We start from the raw sequence: 21,382 nt of genomic DNA, 5'->3' as shown, positions 1-21,382 counted from the left end.
GGCGCGACGGTCGGCCCGTCAGGGCCGGCCGGCGCTCCACACGATGCTCTTGCGCTGCAGGAATTCGTCGAGCCCGGCGGCGCCCCATTCCCGGCCGAGCCCGCTTTGCTTGTAGCCGCCGAAGGGGGTGTTGGGGTTCAGGCCGCCGCCGCCTCCGTTGACCGTCACCATGCCGGTGCGGATCCGCCGGGCGATCTGATATGCCCGGATCGGGTCTCCGGACCACACGCCGCCGCCGAGGCCAAAGTCGCTGTCGTTGGCCAGCGCCACGGCCTCGTCGTCGGTGCGGAAGGGGATGACGACACCCACCGGCCCGAAGAACTCCTTGCGGGCGATGGTCATCGTGTTGTCGACCCCTACGAACAGCGTCGGCTCGACGAAGAACCCCTTGTCGAGCCCCGCCGGCCGCCCGCCTCCGTAGGCCAGCTGCGCGCCTTCATCCAGCCCGGCCCTGATCAGACCTTCGACCTTCTGGCGTTGCGCCTCGCGGATCAGCGGGCCCATCGTCACCGACTCGTCGGCCGGGTCGCCGACCTTCATGTAGTCGAGGGCCGCCTTGACCCGCGCGACGAGCTCGTCGTGGATCGACTCGTGCACCAGGGTCCGGGTGAGAAGCGAGCACCCCTGCCCGGAGTGGGTGGTGAAGCCGCCGATGACATCGACGACCGCTTTGTCCAAGTCGGTGTCGTCGCAGAGGATGTTCGCGGACTTGCCGCCGAGCTCGAGGATGACCTTCTTCATCGTCGGCGCGGCCTGGCCGTAGATCTGACGCCCGACGGCGTCGGAGCCGGTGAACGACACTGCGTCCACCTTCGGGTTGGTCGTCAGCTCGGTGCCGGCCGCGATGTCGCCGGTGACCACGTTCAAGACCCCGGGGGGCAGGCCGGCCTCCTCGGCCACGTCGCCCAACACCAGCGCCTCGAGCGGCGTGTAGGGAGACGGCTTCAACACGACCGTGCAGCCAGACGCCAGCGCCGGGCCGAGCTTGAAGAGGTTCAGGAACAACGGGAAGTTGTAGGCGGTGATGAGCGCGGCGACGCCGAGCGGCTCGCGCACGACCACGCCCTGGCCGATCCCCTGACCGATAGAAGGAAGCACCCCTTCCTCGAAGGCGAAGGCCGGCAGCACCCGGTCGGCCATGTCGAGGAGGTGGTCGATCGGGAGCCCCACCTGCAAGAACGCCGCCAGCATCTGCGTCGACCCGGCCTCCGCCACGTTGAGCGCGATCAGCTCCGCCGAGCGCCGGCGCATGATCTCGCCCATCCGGCGCAGCACCGCAGCCCGCTCGCGGGGCTCCATCCGGGGCCACGGGCCGTCGTCGAAGGCGCGCCGGGCGGCGTCGATGGCCCGCTGCACATCGGCCACGGAGGCCTGTGGCACCTCGGCGATCGTCGCCTCCGTCGCCGGGTTGACCACCGCGATCGTCTCTCCGCTGCTGGCGTCGACCCACTTGCCGTCGATGTACAGGTGGCTCTTCCAAACATCAGTCATCTGATCCCCCACTCACTCGCTCGGTTCTCGCCGATCCTCGGCGCCGCGCCCCCGGGCCGATGCCAGCCGTCCATGTCCCGGACCGGACCCGTCGAGCCAGCGCCAAGGCCGCTGCACGCCCAGTGAAAATAGCAGGCGGATTGCGGGTGCTCAAGGGAGACGGTCAGAGGGCGCTCAGGGCGGCCAGCACGAGCCCTTGCGGCCTGGTCGAGGTATCACGCCGGGATGAGTCGAAAAGGCCGCCGGCCAAGTTGAAAGCCCAGAGTCTGTCACCACCTCAGCGAGCGAGGAGCTGCTGGGCCCGTCGGGCGAAGTTGGGGCTGGAGAGCAACTCGACCTGGTGATCAAGCGCCTGGGACAGGTGCCTGTCGAGCACGTCGCCGGGGGGCCGGCTGAGGTCCACATAGGCCCGCAGCGCGCTGTCACCGATGGCCGCCAGGGAAGCGGCCTGCGCGACGGCGACGTCCACGGCAGGCGTTGTGCAAGCCCGTGCCAGCCCGAGGCGCTCGAGGGTCGCGCCTTCGAGCTTGGTGTTGTCCGCGAGGACCCCCCACATCGCTCCAGGCGCCAGGCGCTCGAAGAGGGCCACTCCCCCGATTCCCGGTACCAGTCCTAACGCCGCCCACCCTTGGCGCATCCAACCCGACGGACCGCACAGACGGATGTCGCACGCCAACGCGAGATCCATCCCGAGCCCCACAGCAGCGCCGTCGACCGCGGCAATTGTGGGCAGAGGACAGGCGAGCACGGCACGGACCATTCGTTGGAAGTTGCCGTAGATCCCGCTCCGGATCGCCTCGGGGCCACCCTTGGTCATCTCGATGATGGCCCGCAGGTCCCCGCCGGCGCAAAAGGCACCGCTGCCGGTCAGTACCACCGCTGCAGCACCAGGCTGGGTGGCCGCCGACTCGAGCGCGTCCGCCACCTGGGCCGCCTCGTCGGGGCCGAGAGCGTTGCGCCGTTCCGGCCAATCGAGCGTTACGACGGCTGCGGCACCCAGGACCTTCGTGATGACCGTCATCTGGCCTGGCCCCCGAGACTTGCCTCAGCCATCCTCTTCCCCGACAGTCCGCTCCGAACGTTCATTCATAAAGAGTAGTAGGTATTCGGCAGGCCGCGATAGGGACCCGTTCGCCCATCCACCACTCTCCCACCCTCCACAAGGCGCACAGGGTCCCAAATAACCGGAGTGATTGCTCCGTTTGTCGGGTAACCTTGTATCCGGAGCGCTCGCTCCGGATACAAGGAGAACCGGCGATGACGATCACGGGACCGGCTGCCCCCGCAGCACCCCCTCGCACCCACTACCAAGTGACCTTCGGCGTGCTTTCGGTGGCCGTAGCGGCCTACGCCTTACTGCAATCACTCGTGATTCCGGTGCTGCCGACGATCCAGGCCGGCCTGCACACGTCGCAGAACACCGTGACGTGGGTGCTTACGGCCTATCTGCTGTCCGCCTCGATCTTCACCCCGATCATGGGACGCCTGGGCGACATGCTGGGCAAGGAGCGAATGCTGGTGGTGGCCTTGATCGCCCTGACACTCGGCTCCGTGCTCTCAGCCGTGGCCGGCTCGGTCACCGTCATGCTCGTGGGCCGGGTGATCCAGGGTGTGGGCGGCGGCGTGCTGCCGCTTTCCTTCGGCCTCATCCGCGACGAGTTCCCGGGGGAGAAGGTCTCCGGGGCAGTCGGGGTGATCGCCGCCCTGGCATCCGCTGGCGCCGGCCTGGGCATCGTGCTGGCCGGCCCGATCGTGGCCGCCCTCGACTACCACTGGCTCTTCTGGATCCCCGCCGGGGTACTGGCCGTCGCGGCCCTCGCCGCCCACTTGGTGGTGCCGGAGTCCCGTATCAGGACACCAGGCCAGCTCAACTGGTCGGCTGCGGCACTGCTGTCGGCCTGGCTGGTGGCGCTGATCCTCGGGATCAGCGAGGCGCCGACGTGGGGATGGGCCTCCGGCAAGGTGATCGGCCTGCTGATAGGCGCCGTCGCCCTGGCCGGCGCCTGGGTGATCGTCGAGTCCCGCTCGCCCCAGCCGCTGATCGATATGCGGATGATGAGGATCCCGGCGGTGTGGACGACCAACCTGGTCGCCCTGCTGCTCGGCATCGGGATGTACGCCGTGTTCGCCTTCCTCCCGGAATTCCTCCAGACGCCCCCCTCCGCCGGCTACGGCTTCGGGGTGAGCATCACCGTCTCCGGGCTGATCCTCCTGCCCTCCAGCGTGTTCATGTTCGCTTTCGGGGTCCTCTCTGGCCGCCTCAGCCGGCGCTGGGGGGCCCGGATGCTGCTGGTCGTCGGGTTGCTGGTGAGCATCATCACCTTCGTGCTGCTGACCGTGGCGCGGGCGCAGGAGTGGGAGATACTCCTGGCCATGGTGATCCAGGGAGTCGGTTTCGGGATGGCCTATGCCTCGATGTCAGCTCTCGTGGTCGAGGGGGTCCCCGCCAGTCAGACCGGAGTCGCCAGCGGAATGAACGCCAACATCCGCACTATCGGCGGTTCGATCGGAGCTGCCGTCATGGGAAGCATCGTCACTGCCAGCGCCCACCACGGCGGCCTGCCCAGCAATTCGGGCTACACCGCCGGTTTCGCCTTCCTCACCCTGGCGGCGGTCGCAGCCGCAGTCGCAGCCTGGTTCGTGCCCAGGTCCCGGCGGCCCACCACCCGGCCAGGAGACCACGCTGCGACGATGCTCCACGCTGAGCTGGGCATGGTGGCCGCCGGCACCCTCGCCGGTGACGAGTCCGAATGACCCCCGAGGCCCCGGTGCCGAGCCGCCCACTTCGCCGAGACGCCGTCGAAAACCGGGACCGGTTGCTGGCAGCAGCCAACCAGGTCTTCGACGAGCAAGGCCTGGACGCCAGCGTGGCCGAAGTGGCCCGGGTGGCAGGGGTGGGGATGGGAACCCTGTATCGGCGCTTCCCCACCAAGGACGCCCTCATCGATGCTCTGGTCCACCAGATCCTCGACATCACCATCGAGATGGCCACCCAGGCCGCTACCGAGCCCGACGGCACCGGGCTCGAGCGCTTCCTGGAGCTGTCCAGCGCCTACCAGGCCCAACACCCTGGATGCCTCCCACGTCTGTGGAACACCGACCACGCCATGGTCCGCAAGGCCCGGCGGCGTATCGCCGATCTGCTCGCCGAAGCCCAACACCACGGCCGAATCCGCCCGGACCTGACCAACACCGACCTGACCCTCGTCATGTTCTCTATCCGCGCCATCGTGGCCACGACCCGCATGCACGCCCCGGACGCCTGGCGGCGCCACCTCGACCTGCTCATAGCCGGGATGCGCCCCGGTCCCGGCGAGCTCGGTCATCCCCCGCTCAGCCAGGCAGACCTGGACAGAATCCTGACCCGTGCATGACGAGCGGCGGCACCGCCGCGACCCCAGCTACGACGACCCGACGAAGACCTCTTTATCCGACGATTATGGAGCAGCACCCCTATGAGCATCGAAGGTTCCAGCGTCATCATCACCGGCGCAGGCTCGGGGATCGGGCAGGCGACAGCCCTGCACCTCGCCGGTCGCGGCGCCCGCGTGGTCGTGGCGGACGTCGACGAGGCCGCCGGCGCAGCCACCGTGGACACTGTCGGCCGTGGCGGAGGCAAGGCCACCTTCGTCGCCTGCGATGTGTCCGATGAGGAGAGCGTCGAGGCTCTGGTCCGCCGTACCGTCGAGATTTACGGCGGACTGGACCTCGCGGTCAACAACGCTGGTGTCGCCCACCATCCCTGCGACCTCCACGAGCTGGCGATCGCCGACTGGGACCGGGTGATGGCCATCGACCTGCGTGGCACCTTCCTCTGCTTGCGCGCCGAGCTTCGAGCCATGCTGCAGGGGGGACACGGCGTCATCGTCAACATGGCATCCAACGCCGGCGTCAAGAACGCCCCGTCGATGGCGGCCTACACCGCGGCCAAGCACGGGGTCGTCGGCCTGACCAAGAACGCGGCGCTTCAGTACGCTCGCCGCAACATCCGGATCAACGCCATCTGCCCGGGGACCATTGCGACACCGGGTATCGCTGCGTACCCGGCCGACATCCAGGCCCAGTGGGGCGAGATGGTCCCGATGGGACGTCTCGGCACTCCGTCCGAGATAGCCGCAGCCATAGCGTTCCTGCTGTCGGATGAGTCTTCATTCATCACGGGTGCGGAGCTGCTGGCCGACGGCGGCCTCATGTGGGACTGAGCTAGAAGGTCAGGCCCCCATGAGGTCTCGGCCGCGAGGCCATCAGAAACCTCCGAATACCGCAGCCAGCTCGGAGAGCGTCACTCCTCTGGCCTTTACCTCTCCCTGGGGCGGGTGGAGGCCGTCGACCCTCCCGTAGACGAGGCGCAGCAGGGCCTCCGCCGGCATCTCGATCGAGGCAGCCGGGCTCGATGGCCCGTCGGTGAGATCCAGCCGGACCTCCTCGCCGACGCGGAGGCTGAAATGTCGCTCGGGCATACTCGTCAGGATGCTGGCGTCGAGACGGTGACCGGCGGCCTTGCCGGAACGGGCCGCGGTCTCCCCCAGCCCGTCGACCAGAAGACCTACGGCGTCCGCGGCCACCTCGGACGAGTCGTCGAATGCGACCGCCACATCCCAGGCGTGTACCGCGTGCTCGGAGAGGCGCATCCGCAACAAGCCTGCTGCGTCGAGGGTCCGTCCGAACATGTCGAGGAGGAACCCGTCGAGAGCTGTCGTGTCGAGGCTTTCGATACGGGCCACGAAAGCCTCGTTGGCGGAAACGCTGTCGCTTGCCTGGGCTTGGGGTGAGCGGTGGTTCCATGCTTCCCAGATCGGAGCGAAGGCCTCGTGTGAGGGAGCGTCAGCGCCGGAGACGCCAGCATCGACGAACAACGAAAAGATCTCTGCCTGGCTGCCAAGATGCGACAGCACTTGGGCCACGCTCCACTCCGAGCACGCCGACCTACGTCCCAGGTCGGCGCCGGCCAAGCCCGCCACGAGAGCGGCTAGGCGGTCGTGGGAGCGGCGCACAGCTTCGATCCAGGGCCTGGGATCGGTCATCGGGCCATCACTCTCTCGGGTGGGGGGATCGTGTTCATCAGGTTGACTCCTCGAACGGCAGTACCAGAGAAGCTAGTGCTGCGTTGCCCTTTGACTTGTGACAGGGGTTTGCGTCCTCGCCGGACTTTTTCGAGTATCTCGTCGGCGGGGGCGTGCCACCCGAACGGTTTGGGGTTGTCGTTCCAGTGGTCGACCCGGAGGCTGATGGCGTCGATGGGGGCGGGCACGCTCGGACGGCCCGATGCGCCAACCGAGGCGAACTCGCGATCTCCCGCAGACGGGCGCGTTCAGACTCGGTCACCAGCAACTGCGGAGCACCACGCATCGTCAAGACGATGCCAACACCAACCCCAATCCTTTGAGTCGACGGACCACTAGTCGCGCCAGGACGGCTGGCCGGCGGGGCGCCCCTCGGCCGGCTCCTTGGCGACGCGCTCGACGGTCTTGGGGACACCCCGGCCGATGCCCCGGTAGCGGAAGCCGGCGGCTTCTACCAGGCCCGGGTCGAAGATGTTGCGGCCGTCGAAGAACAAGTCGCCTCTGGTCTCGGCCCGCAGCGACTTGAGGTCCAACCCGAGGAACTCTTGCCAGTCGGTGGCCAAGACCACTGCGTCGGCCTGCCACGCGGCCTCCGTCGCCGAGGCGGCGATGCGCACGTCGGGGTGTCCGGGCAACGCGCCGACGACGGGGTCGAAGGCGGTGACGAAGCATCCCCGGTGGACCAGCCGCTCGGCCACCGCCACCGCCGGCGAGTCGCGCAGGTCGTCGGTGCCGGGCTTGAACGCCAGGCCGAGCAGGGCGATGCGAGCCCCGCGGAGGGTCTTCAAGTCGTGGAGCAGGGCCTCGACGACCAGGTTGCGCTGGTCTTCGTTGACCTCCACCGCGGCCTCGAGGATCCGGGTCCGGTAGCCGTAGTCGCCGGCGGTGGAGATCAACGCCGAGACGTCCTTGCCGAAGCACGATCCGCCCCAGCCCAGGCCGGCGTCGAGGAACCGGCCGCCGATACGGGTGTCGAGGCCCATGCCGGCGGTCACCTCGGTGATGTCGGCGCCGACCATCTCGCAGAGCCTGGCGATCTCGTTGGCGAAGGAGATCTTGGTGGCCAAGAAGGCGTTGGACGCGTACTTGGTCATCTCCGCGGTCACCAAGTCGGTGCGCACCAGCGGCACCTGCTCGCCGGGTGCTTCGCCCGGCAGCGTCTGGGACAGGATCGGCTGGTACAGCTCGGCGAGGGTGTCGAGCGCGGCGGGGTCGTCGCTGCCGAGAACCACCCGATCGGGGTGCAAGTAGTCGTGCACCGCGTTGCCTTCGCGGAGGAACTCGGGGTTGGACACCACGGAGAACAGGCCTTCGATCCGGGTGCGGGCCACGTCTTCGATGACCGACGCCAGCCACCGGCCGGAACCGATCGGCACCGTGCTTTTGTTGACCAGCACGTGGTGGTGACGGAGGTTGGCGGCGACGGAGCGGGCGACGCCGACCATCGCGGTCATGTCCGGGAGCCCGTCAGGACCCGAGGGGGTGCCGACGCACACGAAGACCACGTCCGACCCGTCCATCGCCGCGGCGAAGTCGTCGGTGAACGAAAGGGTGCCCGCGCCGATCCCCTCGGCCAGGAGGGCGTCTAGGCCGGGCTCGTGGAACGGAGCCCGCCCGGCCCGCAACGGGACCAGCTTCGCCGCGTCGGACTCCACGCCGATCACCTGATGGCCGATGTGGGCCAGGCACCCGGCCACGACCGTGCCGACGTAGCCGGTCCCGATCACCGCCACACGAGAGCTCACAGCCACCAGTCTGGCACGCCGCCGGGCCGCCGGCCGCCGCCCACCTGCGCTCCGGCGTGGCTCGAGACCTCCGTCGGGGCGCTCCCGGCCGGTTCAGTCCCCGGGGCGGCGCTCAGTCGTTGGGCCCGCCTCAGCGTCCGCCCCGGCGGAGAGCCTCGCGGAGTAGATCGAGCGCCGCTCGAGGCTGCGGCTGACCACCACCGCGACGGCAACCGCCAGCGCCAGGGCCACCATCTGGGCGCCGGCGGTGCCGGTGAGCTCGACTGTGAACACCAACGCCGACACGGGCGCCTGCATGGCCGCCCCCAACATGGCGGCCGCGCCGATCACCGCGTAAGTAGCCGGCGAGGACCCGGGCCACGCCAGCGCCCATGCGTGGCCGAGCAGCGCTCCGACCACCGCACCGAAGCTGACCGTCGGGGTGAAAAGTCCGCCCGACGCCCCGCCCCGCAGGCACATCGACGTCACCACCGGTTTCAGCGCGGCCAACGCAACCAACGTCAACACCGCTCCGCGGCCGTCGAAGGCGAACTGGGCCAGGTCCCGCCCGTTGCCGAGCAGCAGCGGGTACTCGACGGACAACAAGCCGAGAACACCCAGAGCCAAAACGGGCCCGACGAGCAGCTTCCAACCTTCCGGCCGGTGGTCGCTGGCCCATCCGATCAACCGGACGAACCCGGCCGACATCCCCCCGATCAACAACCCGGCCGACAGAGCGAACCCCAACGTCGAAGCCGACGGGGTGGGCAAGGCCGGTACTTGGTAGAGGGGCCCCGCGGGCAGCGTGATCCAAGCCACCGCCGTGGCGATAGCCGAGGCGATCAAGGCGGGCACCACCGCGGTCAACGTCAGCGAGCCGAGATACAGCTCCGCTGCGAAAACGCCGCCGGCCAGCGGCACGTTGTAGACCGCCCCCACCCCAGCGCCGGCGCCGCAAGCGACGAGGACGACCTTCTGGTCGGGCGAAAGACTCAACCGTCGGCTCAACCACGACGCCCACGCCGCCCCGGCGTGTTGGGGAGCCGCCTCGCGTCCGAGGGAAGCCCCCATGCCGATCACCACCTCGGACAGGACCCCGCTGGTCACCGTCGGACCCAGCCAGAGATCACCCTGCCCGGACCACACCGAGCTGGTCGGCTCGCCCCCGGTGCCCCCCGCCCGGCGGCGCAGCACCCACCAGCCGAGCCCGGCGAACACGCCGCTGGCGACGAGAACCGCCACCCGGCGCAGATCACTGCGGGCAGCGACCGCGGCGGAGAAGCCGCCGCTCTGGTAGTCGAACGCCGCGTGCTGAACCAGGTGGAGGACCCCCATCAGCGTCATCGCCCCGATCCCAGCCCCGACACCCGTGAGGGCCAACCCCACCCAAAACCGCGGCTGGTAACCGGCGAAGGCCCGCCGGGCGTTCGGCTGCCGGTCCCCCCGAGGGTCAACCGGCGGCGGCCACCGACGCCGCCAAGTCAGGCGGGCGGGTCGACCAAACGAGCCTCGGGGTCGGTGAGGGCGCTCGCTTTGGCCGACCGGGGCCGGATCCTCCATGGACGCAGAAATGGTCTCCTACCAGCGATTCTGGGAGCGAGCGGCGGGATGGACATGGGTCTTGTCCGGGACGGGTTGGTCGTACCCTTCGGCCTCCGGGCTTACGCACCCTCGGGTTGTTGACGCCTTTCCGCCGGAGCGACCGGCCGGCGGCGGGGTTGGCACGCTTCGCCGGTCGACGCTGCCCGGACGCGCCGCGACCCGGCCTGACTGCCAGAGCCGGGCCGGGTCGCGGCGGGGTGCTACAGAACTACTCGAGCTTGGTGCTGGCTACTTGAGCTCGACGGTGGCGCCGGCGCCCTCGAGCTGGGCCTTGGCCTTCTCGGCGTCCTCCTTGGAGACCTTCTCGAGGACAGGCTTGGGGGCGCTGTCCACGAGGTCCTTGGCCTCCTTGAGGCCCAGGCTGGTCAGGGCCCGGACTTCCTTGATCACCTGGATCTTCTTGTCGCCGGCCCCGGTGAGCACAACGTCGAACTCGTCCTGCTCCTCAGCGGCGGGAGCGGCGTCGCCGCCACCGCCGGCGGGGGCCGCGGCCACAGCGACGGGGGCCGCCGCAGTGACGCCGAAACGCTCCTCGAAGTCCTTCAGCAGCTCTGAGAGCTCGAGGACGGTGAGAGCGGCGATGCTGTCGAGGATCTCTTCCTTGGTTGCCATTCTGGGTGCTTCTCCTTTGGGAAAAAAGGTGGGTGACTACTCGGGCGGGGTGGGGTCTACGGCTTCTGCGGCCAGGACCGGCGACTCGGCGTCGTCGAGCGTGGCAGCGCTGGATTCGGCGTCGGCGGCGGCAGCTTCAGCAGCGGCCTCCGCCGGCTCGGCGGCGACGGCGCCTGCGTCGGTGCTGCCCTCGGCGGCCTCGCCGGCCGCGTCGGGCTCGGCGGCCGCGTCGGGTGCGCCACCCTCGCCGTTGGCGACCTTCTGGTCGCGCAGTGCGGCCAGGCCGTACGCCAGGTTGCGGGGCAGGGCCTGGAGCAGCCCGGCGAGCTGCTGCATCGGCGCTGCCAGAGCGCCGGCGAAGCGGGCCAAGAGGACCTCACGCGACGGGAGGTCGGCGAGGGCCGTGGTCTCCGCCGGGGTCAGGACCTTGTCACCGAGGACGCCGCCTTTGATGATCAGCAGCGGCTGGGTGCGGGCGTAGTCCCGCAGCGACTTGGCTACCGCCGCGGCATCACCCTTGACGAAGGCAATGCCGGTCGGACCCTCGAGCAACGGCTCCAGGTCCCCCAGGCCGGCGTCGCGTGCCGCGAAGCGGACCAGGGTGTTCTTGTAGACCCGGTACTCACCGCCGGCCGGGGCCAGGCTACGACGCAGATCGGCGAGCTCCTTGACCTTGAGGCCTCGGTACTCGGTGAGGATCGCGGCGTCTGCCTCGTCGAAGTGCTGTCGCACCTCGTCGACGACGGCCACCTTCTCGGCTCTCGGATTGTCCATGGGTCACCTCCTTCACATGTCGGGCTTGACGCGCGACGACACTCCAGGAGGAGTCAGGTCGCCTCGTCAGGCTGGGCTTTCGCCCACTTCGGCGTCCCGCGGGACGCACCGGATTTCTACGGCTTCAGCGACCGCGTGAGCGGCCTATGCACAACAGAGACTACAGGGTAGCCGAGCCGGTCCGGCCCGGCTACCCGCCTCGGGGCGGGAAGGCTCAGCGCTTGCCCTTGTGCGCGGCCTCGTAGGCCTCGCGGACCTCGCCGGGGATACGGCCTCGGTCGCTGATCTCGTAGCCGTTCTCGCGGGCCCACTCGCGCACCGCGCTCAGGTCCTCGCGGGCGGGGCGGGCAGCGGCGCCGGCAGCGGGGCGGGGCCTGCGGCTGCCGCCGTCGGCGCGCCGGGCGGACGCGATGTAGCCCTGCATCACGTTGTTGAACTCCTCGAGGTGGGCTTCGCACAGCTCGAAGGCGTAGGTGTAGCCGTCGAACCCGAAGGTGACGGTCTCTACCGCGGGGGTGTCATCGTCATCGAGATCACACGTGAGCAGGACTTGAACTTTCTGGGCCATAGCAATTGCCTTTCCGTGGGCACTGTGCCCTACTGAATAACAGTAGCGTTATAGTCGCTGCAACCGTTGGGATGGCGACACCACACGCAAATTTCTTCGATCTGCTCGGACTGTGGCCGATCCATTACCAGATCGCCGCCAATCTGCGTAATGCGCGCTCCGAGCGCGGACGCGAAACGACCCGGCCACCGAGGCGGCCGGGTCGCTAATTGTTACGCAAGATCAGGCGCTTGCCCGGATCTCCTCGTCAGGGACGCGCAGAGCATTGATGTCGAGGTCAATTCCCGGTCCCATAGTGGAGCTCACCGACACCGACTTGATGTAGCGGCCTTTTGCCGCCGCCGGTTTGGCCCGGTTGACCTCGTCGACCACCGCCCGGAAGTTGATGAGCAGGTTGTCGCGGCTGAAGCTGACCTTGCCGATCGGCACCTGCACCACGCCGCGGCTGCGGGTGTCAGCCCGGTACTCGACCCGGCCACCCTTGAAGTCGCTGACGGCCTTGCCGACATCGGTGGTCACTGTGCCGGTCTTCGGGTTGGGCATGAGCCCGCGGGGACCGAGCTTGCGTCCCAGCCGTCCGACCTGGCCCATCATGTCCGGGGTGGCGATGGCAACGTCGAAGTCCATCATCCCGCCGTCCACCTGCGCGACGAGGTCGTCGGCGCCAACGATGTCCGCTCCCGCGGCGCGGGCGGCCTCGGCGGCGGGACCGGCCGCGAACACCGCGACCCTGACGTCTTTGCCGGTGCCGGCGGGAAGAGCGACAGTGCCTCGAATGACCTGATCGGCCTTTCGAGGGTCGATCCCCAACCGCACCGCCATCTCGACGGTCTCGTCGAACTTGGCCGGGGCCAAGCTCTTCACCAGATCCAGCGCTTCGGACGGGCTGTAGACCTGGCTGCGGTCGAAGCGCTTGAGCGCGTCGGTGTACTTTTTCCCTCTCGGCATTGAAGCCTCCCTCGTGTGATGAACGGCCGGGGTGAGGTAGACCCCGTGCTCGGATCGCCAATCCTAGTGCGGAACCGGGCACCTGCTGTAGGCGGCGGAGCTCCACAGAACCGTCGCCCCGCCGAAGGCCACCGTCGGGGCGGTGCTCGAGTTGACCGTTGTCGTCGCGCTGAGAGAGACGGAGTGCCCCGCCGGCAGCGTCGAGGAGGCCGGGGTCACCCGCAGCGATGAGACCGTCGAGCCATGGACTTGGATGTCGGCCACGATCGAGTCGATCCGCATCTCGGCGGTGGCGGTGCTGTTGGCCGTGCCGCCGAGGGTTACGTTCCACTTCCCGGCGCCTGATAGCTGGGCGGTGCTGGTGATGGATACCTGCAGGCCGCCGGTCGGGCACGTCGACGTCGTCGTTGGGGTGGCTTGGGCGGTGCTCGGCGCGCTCAGTGGCGCGCCAACCGGCTTGCTGACCGGCGGGGCGACGCGGGTCGCGGGCGGGGCGGTGGTGACCGGTGCGCTCGGGCCGGTGGTCACTTGGGGCTGGGAGGACGCGCCCGGAGCGGCCAGCGCGGTGGTGGCCGTGGCCGCCACGCTCGATGTCGGGCCAGACGCCCCAGACGGCGTTGCCACGACCTTGATTGGACTGCGCCCGGAGGAGTCGACGCCGATGGCGATGCCGGCCACGGCGGCGGCCACAACCACGCCTGCGACCAGGTAGCGCCGTCTGCGGACCCGCCGCGAGACGGCCGGCGACGGGGCAGCGGCGGCTGGCCGGCGGGGTGCTGGCGCGGCGGAGCGCGGCGACGCCGAGCGGCGGGGTATTTCGCTCCGCGGCCCGGGGGTCGGGCGCGGAGTCCCCGACGCCGACGGTTTGCGCCCAGCGGCCGGAGGCGCCGGACGGGCCGGAGGCGCCGGACGGGCCGGAGGCGCCGGAGGCGCCGGACGAGCCGGAGGCGCCGGACGGGCCGGAGGCGCCGGACGAGCCGGAGGCGCCGGAGGCGCCGGACGGGCCGGAGGCGCCGGACGAGCCGGAGGCGCCGGAACCGGAGGCGCCGGACGAGCCGGAGGCTGCGTCGGACCCGGAGGCGTCGGCGTCGGCGGCGGCGTCGCTACTGCGTTGGGGGCCGTGGGCGGAGCCGGAGGCGCTGGCGTGGGAGGCGGAGGGACCGGGGCCAAAGGAGCCGCGGCCGCAGGGGCAGCGGCCGCCGGACGCGCCTGGGCACGGGCCTCCCGTGTCATGTCGATGACGCCGACCGCGCCGCCTAACGCCACCGGGGCGCCGACCGCAAGGGACGCCGGCGCGTTCTCGCCGCTGCGTACCGTCGCAGCTCCACCGCTGCGCTGGGAGGCCGGCGTGGCTGGAGGAGCGGCCTGGGCCGGCGGGACGACCCCGGCGGGTGCGCTTTCCTGGGGCGACGCGGGGCGGGCGGATTCAAGGCTCTCGAACGCTCCGGGCGCCCGGACCTGGCCGGTCCAGCGGTCCCCGTCCCAGTACCGTTGCCATCCTTTTCCGCTCTGGGGGTCGTCGCGCCAGCCTGGTCCGCTGCCAGCAGGGACCCGGGCAGCCCTGCCCCGCCTGGCCCGAGGGCTCATTCCGCCTCCTGCATCAACGCAGTCTGCCATACCGGAAAATGCCCACTCCGGAACCGCCGGAATCCTCCGCTAACGGGCCAATCCGCCCACACCGGCCAATCCCGATGAGCGATTCTGCTATGTGGCAACCAGATGCTCCAGAAGCAATCGACTCACGTCTTCTGGCCGGTCCTCGGGAAGCCAGTGCCCGGCGCCCGGCAGCTCCTCGTAGCGGTACGCCGCGCTCACCCATGCTCCGCATGCCTCGACCGCGGCGGCGCTGATGAAACTGTCGCCCGACCCGTAGATAAACAGGGCGGGCACGCTGATCCGCCCCAATTTCTCCGCTACCGCAAACGGGATGGCTCTGTACCAGTTGAGGGTCGTGGTCATGTCCGACGCCACCGCCGCCCGCCTCGCGTAGCGGGCCGCGGACGAGCGGTCCAGCCCGGTGCGGGCCAGGACCGCACCCAGCGCCTTGCCGCCGCCGAGGGACAGCAGCGTCTCGGGGATCACCGGCAGCTGAAAGAACAGCATGTACCAGGACCGAAGCGCCTGGGTGGAGCGCACCATCGAGCCGAGGAACGCCTGGGTGTGGGGAACCGACAGGGCCGCCACGCTCCTGACCCGCTCCGGGTGGCGCCCCGCGAGGGCCCACGCCACCGCGGCACCCCAGTCGTGGCCGACCACCTCGAAACGCGCCGCGCCCGCCGCGTCGGCCAGGGCCAGGATGTCGGCTTCCAGCTCGTCGACCTTGTACGCCTTGCGGCCTTTGGGGCGGGCGCCGGGCGAGTACCCGCGCTGGTCGGGGGCCAGCACCCGGTACCCGGCTTCGGCGAGCGCCGGGATCACCTCGTCCCAGCAGTGGCGGTCCTCGGGCCAGCCGTGCAGCAGGATCACGACCCGCCCGTCCTCGGGACCCGCGTCGGTCACGTCGAAGGTGAGCCCTTGGCGAGAGAACGTCAACATGACGCGGGACTGTACCTTCGGGTAGCCCCCGAACCCGGGAGGCGCGGCTTCCGCAGGGCAGCAGCATTCGAACTTCTTCGGGCTAAGTCCCGACGCACGCGTGCCGATACCGGCAATCAGAGTCCAAGGCAGGAGGGTGGGTGCCAGACGCACTAGGGGGACGACAGAACGAACCAGACCCATCACCGCAGGAGCCCGAGACGCCCGGCGGGGTGAGCGCCGACGTCGTGCTGGCGAAGGCCGACGCCGCGGTGATCGTCGTGGACAGCGACCTCCAGGTGCGCTGGGCGACGCCCGCCGCGCAACGGCTCTTCGGCGCGGACGTCGGGGCGTTCCCGGACCTGGTCGACCCGGGCGACGCGGCGGCGGTAGCCGGGTTCCTTGGAGGGGTCATGTCCGGGCCCGGCGGCCCGGCCCGCATGGCCTGCGCCATCCCCGTCCCCGACGGCGCCCCCCGACGCGTCGAGCTGGTCGCCCGGGACCTGCGCGACACCGACGGCGTGAGGGGCATCGCGGTGGTCGCCTCCGACGTGACCGGGTGGGCCGAGCGGGAGGCCGGCCTCCAGGACCAGATGCGCCTCGACGACCTGACCGGCTTGGCCAACCGCACCGCCATCGTCGGCAGCCTCGAGCAGGCGGCGCGCTCCGCGGCCCGGACCGGTCCGGGCCCGGCGCTGCTCTACCTCGACCTCGACTCGTTCAAGGCGGTCAACGACGCGTACGGGCACCGCACCGGCGACCACGTGCTGCGCATGGTGGGAAGCCGCCTGGCCCGCGCCGTCGGCGCCGCTGGGACCGTTGCCCGGATCGGCGGCGACGAGTTCAACATCCTCCTGGACCGCACCACCCCAGCCGAGGCGCTGGGCCTGGCCGAGACCGCGCTGGCGGTGATCGCGGAGCCGTTGGCGACCAACAGCGGCACGGTGACGGTCACCGCGTCGATCGGGGTGGCCATGATCGCCGGGGCGGCCGCCGCGTGGGAGGCGCTCCACCACGCCGACGTCGCCATGTACCGGGCCAAGCAGCTCGGGCGGGGTCAGGCGGTGCTGCACTCCGTCGAGCTCGACGACTGGGCCCTGGCCCGCAAGCACGACCTGGAGCGCCTCGCCGCGCAGGTCGAGACCCTGGAGGCGGAGAAGGCCGCTCTGGCCCATGCGGCGCGCATCGACGACCGCACCGGCCTGCCCAACGGGGCCACCTTCGACGCCGACCACGCCCGCTACCACGCCCGCCACGCCCGCGACGGGGAGCCCTACGCCCTGGCCCTCATCGACATCGACCACTTCCACGCCTACAACGCCCGGTACCACTACCTGGCCGGGCACTCGGCCCTGGCCCGGGTCGCGGCGGCCATCGCCGGGTCGATCCGGCGCAGCGACCGGGCCTACCGGTACGGCGGCGAGGAGTTCACCGTGCTGCTGAGCGGGGCGTCAGGCGACGAGGCCGCGCTCTTGGCGGAGCGGATCCGCGCCGCGGTCGAGGCGCTGCAGATCGAGCACACCGGCAACGACGCCGGGGTGGTCACGGTGAGCATCGGCGTCCTCGACGTCACCGCCGGGCACGCGTCGCCGGCGGACGTGTTGGAGGACGCCAACGTGCTGTTGTTGGAGGCCAAGCACGCCGGACGCAACCGGGTACGGGCGCCCGAGCGCTGAACCGGTCTGGCTGGTCGGGGTCGGCCTGCCGCCCGCGGGACCCCCGCGGGCGGCGGGTGTCAGGCGGCGGGCAGCTGACGGTCCCAGAACCGCAGCTTGGCGCAGCGGGTCAGGAAGGTGTCGACGTCACCGGCGCCGGCGATAAGCACGAACCCGTCGTCGAGGCGGGCCTTCAAGTTGGTGGCCTCGAGCAGGACCTCCGCGGAGGGCACCCAGCCGACGAACTTGTTATGGGCGTAAGCGTCGGTCAGGAAGTCCCGGGCCGCGGGCAGCTCGCTTAGCGCGTCGCTCGCTCCGAGCAGCACCACCGCGTCGTAGAGGACCGACGGCCCCCCGTCCACCTTCTGGTCGGCGGCGACCAGGTTGCCGTCGCTCAGCGTCACGCCGGTGATGTGGGGGGCGACCAGCTCGACGGTCACCCCCTGCGCGTCGCACGCGTCTTGGATGGCGGAGAGGATCCCGGCGTCGGAGCCGTCGGTGACCATCACGCCGAGCTTGCGCCCGGCGAAGTCCGACGGGCCGTTACCGACGATCGACAGCGCCGGCGAGGGAGGCAGGTCGGTGATCGGCTGGCGGGCGGTGACCGCCGGGGCGGGCATCGCCGCCAGGCCGAGACCGTCGCCGACCTGCGCAGCCAGGGACTCGTCGACGTTTCGCAGCACCGAGACGATCCGCTCGCGGATGTCGGGACGGTCGCACTTGCTCAGCTCGAAGACGAACGCGTCGACGATATGGCGCTGCTCGATCGGCGCCTGGCTGACCCAGAACTGGCGGGCCTGGCTGTAGTGGTCGGCGAAGCGCTCCGAGCGGACCCGGCGCTTCTCGCCTTCCTCGACCGCCGGGTACGAGGTGTAGCCGTGCTGGGGGTCCTCCCGCGGGCCGCCCTGCTCCGGCGGCCACGAGTTCGGCTCGTAGTTGGCCCGCCCGCGGGGGTTGGCCGTCGCCATGTGACCGTCTTGTTGGAAGTGGGCCATCGGGCAGCGGGGGGCGTTGACCGGCAGCTGGGTGAAGTTGGGGCTGCCCAGACGCTTGAGCTGGGTGTCGAGGTAGGAGAAGTTGCGGCCCTGGAGGAGCGGATCGTTGGTGAAGTCGATGCCGGGGATGACGTTTTGGGTGCAAAAGGCCACCTGCTCGGTCTCCGCGAAGAAATTGTCGACGGTCTGGTCGAGGACCATCCGCCCGACCCGGCGGACCGGGACCAGCTCCTCGGGGATGAACTTGGTGGCGTCGAGGACGTCGAAGTCGAAGCGGTCGGCGAAGTCGTCGTCGAAGAGCTGCATGCCGAGCTCCCACTCCGGGAAGTCGCCTTTGTTGATGGCGTCCCACAGGTCGCGGCGGTGGAAGTCGGGGTCGGCGCCGTTGATCTTCAGCGCCTCGTTCCACACCACCGACTGCATGCCCTGCTTGGGCTTCCAGTGGAACTTCACGTAGGTGGAGCGACCCTCGGCGTTGACCAGCCGGAAGGTGTGGACCCCGAACCCCTCCATGAACCGGAACGAACGGGGGATGGCCCGGTCCGACATGATCCAAAGCAGCATGTTGGTCGACTCGGGCATCAGCGACGCGAAGTCCCAGAAGTTGTCGTGGGCGGTCTGCGCCTGAGGGAAGCCGGTGTCGGGCTCTTCCTTCGCGGCGTGGACCAAGTCGGGGAACTTGATGGCGTCTTGGATGAAGAACACCGGCATGTTGTTACCGACGAGGTCCCAGTTGCCCTGCCGGGTGTACATCTTGACCGCGAAGCCCCGCACGTCCCTGGCCAGGTCGGGCGACCCCTTGTTGCCCGCCACCGTCGAGAACCGGATGAACAGCGGGGTGCGCTGACCGGCCTGTTGGAACGGGTCGGCGATGGTGATGTCGCCGAGCGGTTCGTAGTTCTCGAAGTAGCCGTGGACCCCGAAGCCCCGGGCGTGGACCACCCGCTCCGGGATCCGCTCGTGGTCGAAGTGGAAGATCTTCTCCCTGAAGTGGAAGTCCTCCAGCGCGGCGGGGCCCCGAGCCCCGATCCGCAGGGTGTTTTGGTCGTCGGCGACCACCACCCCTTGCTGGGTGGTGAGCGGCGGCCGGCCGTCGCCTGCCACCTGGTGGGTCTCGCCGCCTGGGTGCCTGCCGTCCTGGGTGTGCTGGGTGTCTGCCACTGATCCTCCGGAGTCGCTGCGCCTGTCGGCTGGGTGCCTGGGGTCGGGCCTACCCGGAAATCGGCGATCCAACCGGCGGGGGGACGCTCAGCGGGATATCCTAGCCATCTCCCCTGGCGATTGGTTAGGTTTACGTCATCGATTGGCACCGGGGCGTGCCCCGGGGCCTGCAGGTCCGCACGCCGGGCCTCGCTCACCGGGAGGACCAATGACCTCTGCTGCCCAGCCCGACCCCCGCCTGCAGCAGGCGGCGGGGACCTGGACCCTCGACCCTTCGGCCACCTCCATCGAGCTTCGCACCAAGGCGATGTGGGGCCTGGTCAAGGTGAAGGCGGTGTTCGCCGCGAACAGCGGCGAGGCCGTCATCGGAAGCGACGGCACCACCCGCGGCAGCCTGGTCGTCGACCCGGCGTCGGTCGACTCGGGAGTCAAAAAGCGCGACGCCCACCTCCGGACCGCTGACTTCTTGGAGGTGGAGCGCTACCCGACGATCACCTACAGCGCGACCGACGCCACCGCCGGCCCCGACGGCACCGTTGTCGTCGAGGGCACCCTCGAGGTGCACGGCACCGCGAGGCCGCTCCGGGTCCCGGTGAGCATCGCCGAGCTCGATCAGACGTCGGCCACCATCACCGCCGAGGTCGACATGGACCGCCGGGAGTGGGGGTTGTCGTGGGCGAAGATGGGGGCCAAGGTCGACAACCACATCACCGTCAGGGCCCGGTTCACCAAGCAGTGAGATCCGGCCGCGCCCGGCGCGACTCGACGGGCCCGGCGGCCGATCGTGCACGCCGACCGGCGCACCGACGCTCAAGCAGCGGTTCCAATAGCGCCACCCGAGAGAACGCGCTCGCAGCCGGCCGGCAGTCACGTCCACGGGGGTGGTGTACGAGGAGTGGTTGGATCTGAGATCCTCCGGCGCGGCGGCCATCGTGTGCAACGTTCAAGTCGCTGGCACGGAGATGAAGGAGCACAGAGTGGCATTCGACGTGCGGGTCGCCAGCGGCGAGGGCTAAGCGACCGCCTCAGGGTGGTAGCAGTTGGCCGCCTGCGGGCACATCCCGGCGGCCGCCCACAGGGGGAGGTTGTTTTTGCTTGGCCGCGACGCGGCGAGGACTGTTGACGCTGGTCATGGTCGGGGGCGGGGGCGACGGGACCACCGATCCGGTTCGGCCGCACGGCCCCTTGACAGGAGTCGCAGCCTGCCGGCGACATATGTCGGGAAGGTTCTGCGACGCCGCCCGCTTCGAGGGGGCGACGGGACGCAGCTTGGAGGGGGGCGGCGGATGATGCTGCGAACACCACGGTCGGGGTTATAAACCGACAGCACCGTTTCGCACTGCTCGCATACCCGTCCCGCTATGCGGCTTCCGCCGAGCGGAAGGCGCCCTCGACGAGAAGAGGTACCACGGAGTCGACGTCCCTGTCGGCAGCAAGGAGGACGTCTGACTCGTAACCGGCCGCCGTGAGCTCAAGTCCAGAACTGCAAGCCTTCAGCGTGTCAGCCGGGTTGTTCGCCGCGGACTTCCATGACGCGCGAGCAGCGTCGGCCTCCGGGGACAAGCCATGGCGTCCGTCGAAGGTGGCGATGATGGCCCCAGCGCCAAGCAGGTCCTCGAGCGCGGGTCGTAACGTCCCGGACGGCCACCGCTCGCCTGCTGCGACGACCACGGCGGGCCGTTCGACGGTGCCATAGCCGTTCCGTTGCAGCCACCGCCCTACGGCGGAAGCGTTGCGTAGTGAGCCGATGAGCACCGCTTCCGCAACAGCCGCAGCGGCTATGGCTGAGCCATTCGGGGACGGAAGGACGAGCCGGTCGATATGAGGAGCGTCCATCAGCTGAGTCGGCGACAAAGACCACGGGTGCTCATCGTCGACTTGACGCCGACGTACCGCGTAGGCGGCGCCGTGGCGTCTCGCAGACTGTTCGACCTCGGTTGAGGGCCAGTGGTGCGGATAGACGGCGGTGCCCTTGGCGACAGCGATGGTGGTCGCAGTGCTGAAGGACAGGACGTCTACCACGACCAACGCCGCACCCTCGCTCGATACCGCTGCGGCACCTTCTATCCCCCATTCGAAGCGGACTCCCGCTCGTTGCTGTCTGAATACGGGGTCGTAGGGATGCCACTGATGTTCCCCTGCTGTGTTCGCCACACCGCCAGATTGCCTCATCTGATCATCCGCAGTGTCGGACTGAGGCCGCCCAGAAGCCGCTCCGATCGGCGTCTATCGCGCTCCGAGACGGCAGGCGGCGAGAGGCCATCCCGGACACCGA

Annotated in this window: 19 protein-coding genes and 1 pseudogene; 6 read left to right on the top strand and 14 right to left on the bottom strand. The window is 69.8% G+C overall.

Annotated features, from left to right (window positions below; genetic code table 11):
* Positions 1-18: 18 nt before the first annotated feature.
* Both K6U06_RS03205 and K6U06_RS03200 read right to left on the bottom strand, forming a co-directional pair.
* Positions 19-1,491, bottom strand: a complete 1,473-nt coding sequence (locus tag K6U06_RS03205; RefSeq protein ID WP_262320439.1) for an aldehyde dehydrogenase family protein — start codon at positions 1,489-1,491, stop codon at positions 19-21.
* 277 nt (positions 1,492-1,768) lie between these two features.
* Positions 1,769-2,512, bottom strand: a complete 744-nt coding sequence (locus K6U06_RS03200; RefSeq protein ID WP_262320438.1) for an enoyl-CoA hydratase/isomerase family protein — start codon at positions 2,510-2,512, stop codon at positions 1,769-1,771.
* Positions 2,513-2,748: 236 nt separating this feature from the next.
* Here K6U06_RS03200 and K6U06_RS03195 point away from each other — a divergent pair, with 236 nt between their 5' ends.
* The 3 genes from K6U06_RS03195 (at position 2,749) to K6U06_RS03185 (ending at position 5,693) form a co-directional block, all read left to right on the top strand.
* A complete protein-coding gene (locus K6U06_RS03195) occupies positions 2,749-4,245 on the top strand; it encodes an MFS transporter (RefSeq protein ID WP_262320437.1) in 1,497 nt (498 codons plus the stop codon).
* Positions 4,242-4,865, top strand: a complete 624-nt coding sequence (locus K6U06_RS03190) for a TetR/AcrR family transcriptional regulator (protein WP_262320436.1) — start codon at positions 4,242-4,244, stop codon at positions 4,863-4,865. Before K6U06_RS03195 ends, K6U06_RS03190 begins: the two co-directional genes overlap by 4 nt.
* 81 nt (positions 4,866-4,946) lie before the next feature.
* Positions 4,947-5,693, top strand: a complete 747-nt coding sequence (locus K6U06_RS03185; RefSeq protein ID WP_262320435.1) for an SDR family NAD(P)-dependent oxidoreductase — start codon at positions 4,947-4,949, stop codon at positions 5,691-5,693.
* A 42-nt stretch (positions 5,694-5,735) separates the two neighbouring features.
* Here K6U06_RS03185 and K6U06_RS03180 read toward each other — a convergent pair whose 3' ends face one another.
* The 8 genes from K6U06_RS03180 to rplA all read right to left on the bottom strand — a co-directional run bounded on the left by K6U06_RS03180 (position 5,736) and on the right by rplA (position 12,782).
* Positions 5,736-6,515, bottom strand: a complete 780-nt coding sequence (locus tag K6U06_RS03180) for a maleylpyruvate isomerase family mycothiol-dependent enzyme (protein WP_262320434.1) — start codon at positions 6,513-6,515, stop codon at positions 5,736-5,738.
* Positions 6,512-6,742, bottom strand: a complete 231-nt coding sequence (locus K6U06_RS03175) for a hypothetical protein (RefSeq protein WP_262320433.1) — start codon at positions 6,740-6,742, stop codon at positions 6,512-6,514. The genes K6U06_RS03180 and K6U06_RS03175 overlap by 4 nt, the downstream gene beginning before the upstream one ends.
* A gap of 147 nt (positions 6,743-6,889) precedes the next feature.
* Positions 6,890-8,299 (bottom strand): UDP-glucose dehydrogenase family protein, encoded by a 1,410-nt coding sequence (locus K6U06_RS03170; RefSeq protein WP_262320432.1) that lies wholly within the window; start codon positions 8,297-8,299, stop codon positions 6,890-6,892.
* 93 nt (positions 8,300-8,392) lie between these two features.
* Positions 8,393-9,622: a chloride channel protein gene (locus tag K6U06_RS03165; RefSeq protein WP_262320431.1), complete on the bottom strand. Its 1,230-nt coding sequence runs from the start codon at positions 9,620-9,622 to the stop codon at positions 8,393-8,395.
* 486 nt (positions 9,623-10,108) lie between these two features.
* Entirely contained in the window at positions 10,109-10,492 is a 384-nt protein-coding gene (gene rplL / locus K6U06_RS03160) for a 50S ribosomal protein L7/L12 (protein WP_262320430.1), read from the bottom strand.
* A gap of 36 nt (positions 10,493-10,528) precedes the next feature.
* Positions 10,529-11,266, bottom strand: coding sequence for a 50S ribosomal protein L10 (gene rplJ / locus K6U06_RS03155; protein WP_262320429.1), 738 nt, complete (start codon positions 11,264-11,266; stop codon positions 10,529-10,531).
* Between the two features lie 214 nt (positions 11,267-11,480).
* The gene (locus K6U06_RS03150; protein ID WP_262320428.1) at positions 11,481-11,834 is read right to left on the bottom strand and encodes a histone-like nucleoid-structuring protein Lsr2; all 354 of its coding nucleotides are present in this window, start codon (positions 11,832-11,834) and stop codon (positions 11,481-11,483) included.
* Positions 11,835-12,056: 222 nt separating this feature from the next.
* Entirely contained in the window at positions 12,057-12,782 is a 726-nt protein-coding gene (gene rplA / locus K6U06_RS03145) for a 50S ribosomal protein L1 (protein WP_262320427.1), read from the bottom strand.
* A gap of 142 nt (positions 12,783-12,924) precedes the next feature.
* On the opposite strand from rplA, the gene K6U06_RS03140 reads away from it, so the two are divergent.
* Positions 12,925-13,494 carry a hypothetical protein gene (locus tag K6U06_RS03140; protein WP_262320426.1) on the top strand — a complete coding sequence of 190 codons (570 nt, stop codon included), beginning with the start codon at positions 12,925-12,927 and terminating at the stop codon, positions 13,492-13,494.
* A gap of 740 nt (positions 13,495-14,234) precedes the next feature.
* Here the strand turns inward: K6U06_RS03140 and K6U06_RS24605 are convergent.
* Positions 14,235-14,369: pseudogene (locus K6U06_RS24605) on the bottom strand (DUF2510 domain-containing protein); the annotation flags it as partial.
* A gap of 117 nt (positions 14,370-14,486) precedes the next feature.
* Entirely contained in the window at positions 14,487-15,317 is an 831-nt protein-coding gene (locus tag K6U06_RS03135; RefSeq protein WP_262320425.1) for an alpha/beta fold hydrolase, read from the bottom strand.
* A 212-nt stretch (positions 15,318-15,529) separates the two neighbouring features.
* Here K6U06_RS03135 and K6U06_RS03130 point away from each other — a divergent pair, with 212 nt between their 5' ends.
* Positions 15,530-16,972, top strand: a complete 1,443-nt coding sequence (locus K6U06_RS03130; RefSeq protein WP_262320424.1) for a sensor domain-containing diguanylate cyclase — start codon at positions 15,530-15,532, stop codon at positions 16,970-16,972.
* Between the two features lie 59 nt (positions 16,973-17,031).
* On the opposite strand, the gene K6U06_RS03125 is transcribed toward K6U06_RS03130, so the two are convergent.
* Complete coding sequence (locus K6U06_RS03125) at positions 17,032-19,107, bottom strand: catalase (protein ID WP_316044681.1); 2,076 nt, start codon at positions 19,105-19,107, stop codon at positions 17,032-17,034.
* Between the two features lie 208 nt (positions 19,108-19,315).
* Here K6U06_RS03125 and K6U06_RS03120 point away from each other — a divergent pair, with 208 nt between their 5' ends.
* A complete protein-coding gene (locus tag K6U06_RS03120; RefSeq protein ID WP_262320423.1) occupies positions 19,316-19,846 on the top strand; it encodes a YceI family protein in 531 nt (176 codons plus the stop codon).
* 620 nt (positions 19,847-20,466) lie between these two features.
* Here K6U06_RS03120 and K6U06_RS03115 read toward each other — a convergent pair.
* On the bottom strand, positions 20,467-21,129 hold the full coding sequence (locus K6U06_RS03115) for a 2-phosphosulfolactate phosphatase (RefSeq protein WP_262320495.1): 663 nt from the start codon (positions 21,127-21,129) through the stop codon (positions 20,467-20,469).
* Positions 21,130-21,382: the final 253 nt, after the last annotated feature.

The sequence above is a fragment of the Acidiferrimicrobium sp. IK genome, assembly GCF_025499425.1.
Lineage (GTDB): Bacteria > Actinomycetota > Acidimicrobiia > Acidimicrobiales > Palsa-688 > Acidiferrimicrobium.
Note: the sequence above shows the minus strand (reverse complement) of the source record. Positions and strands in the feature narration are given on the sequence as shown.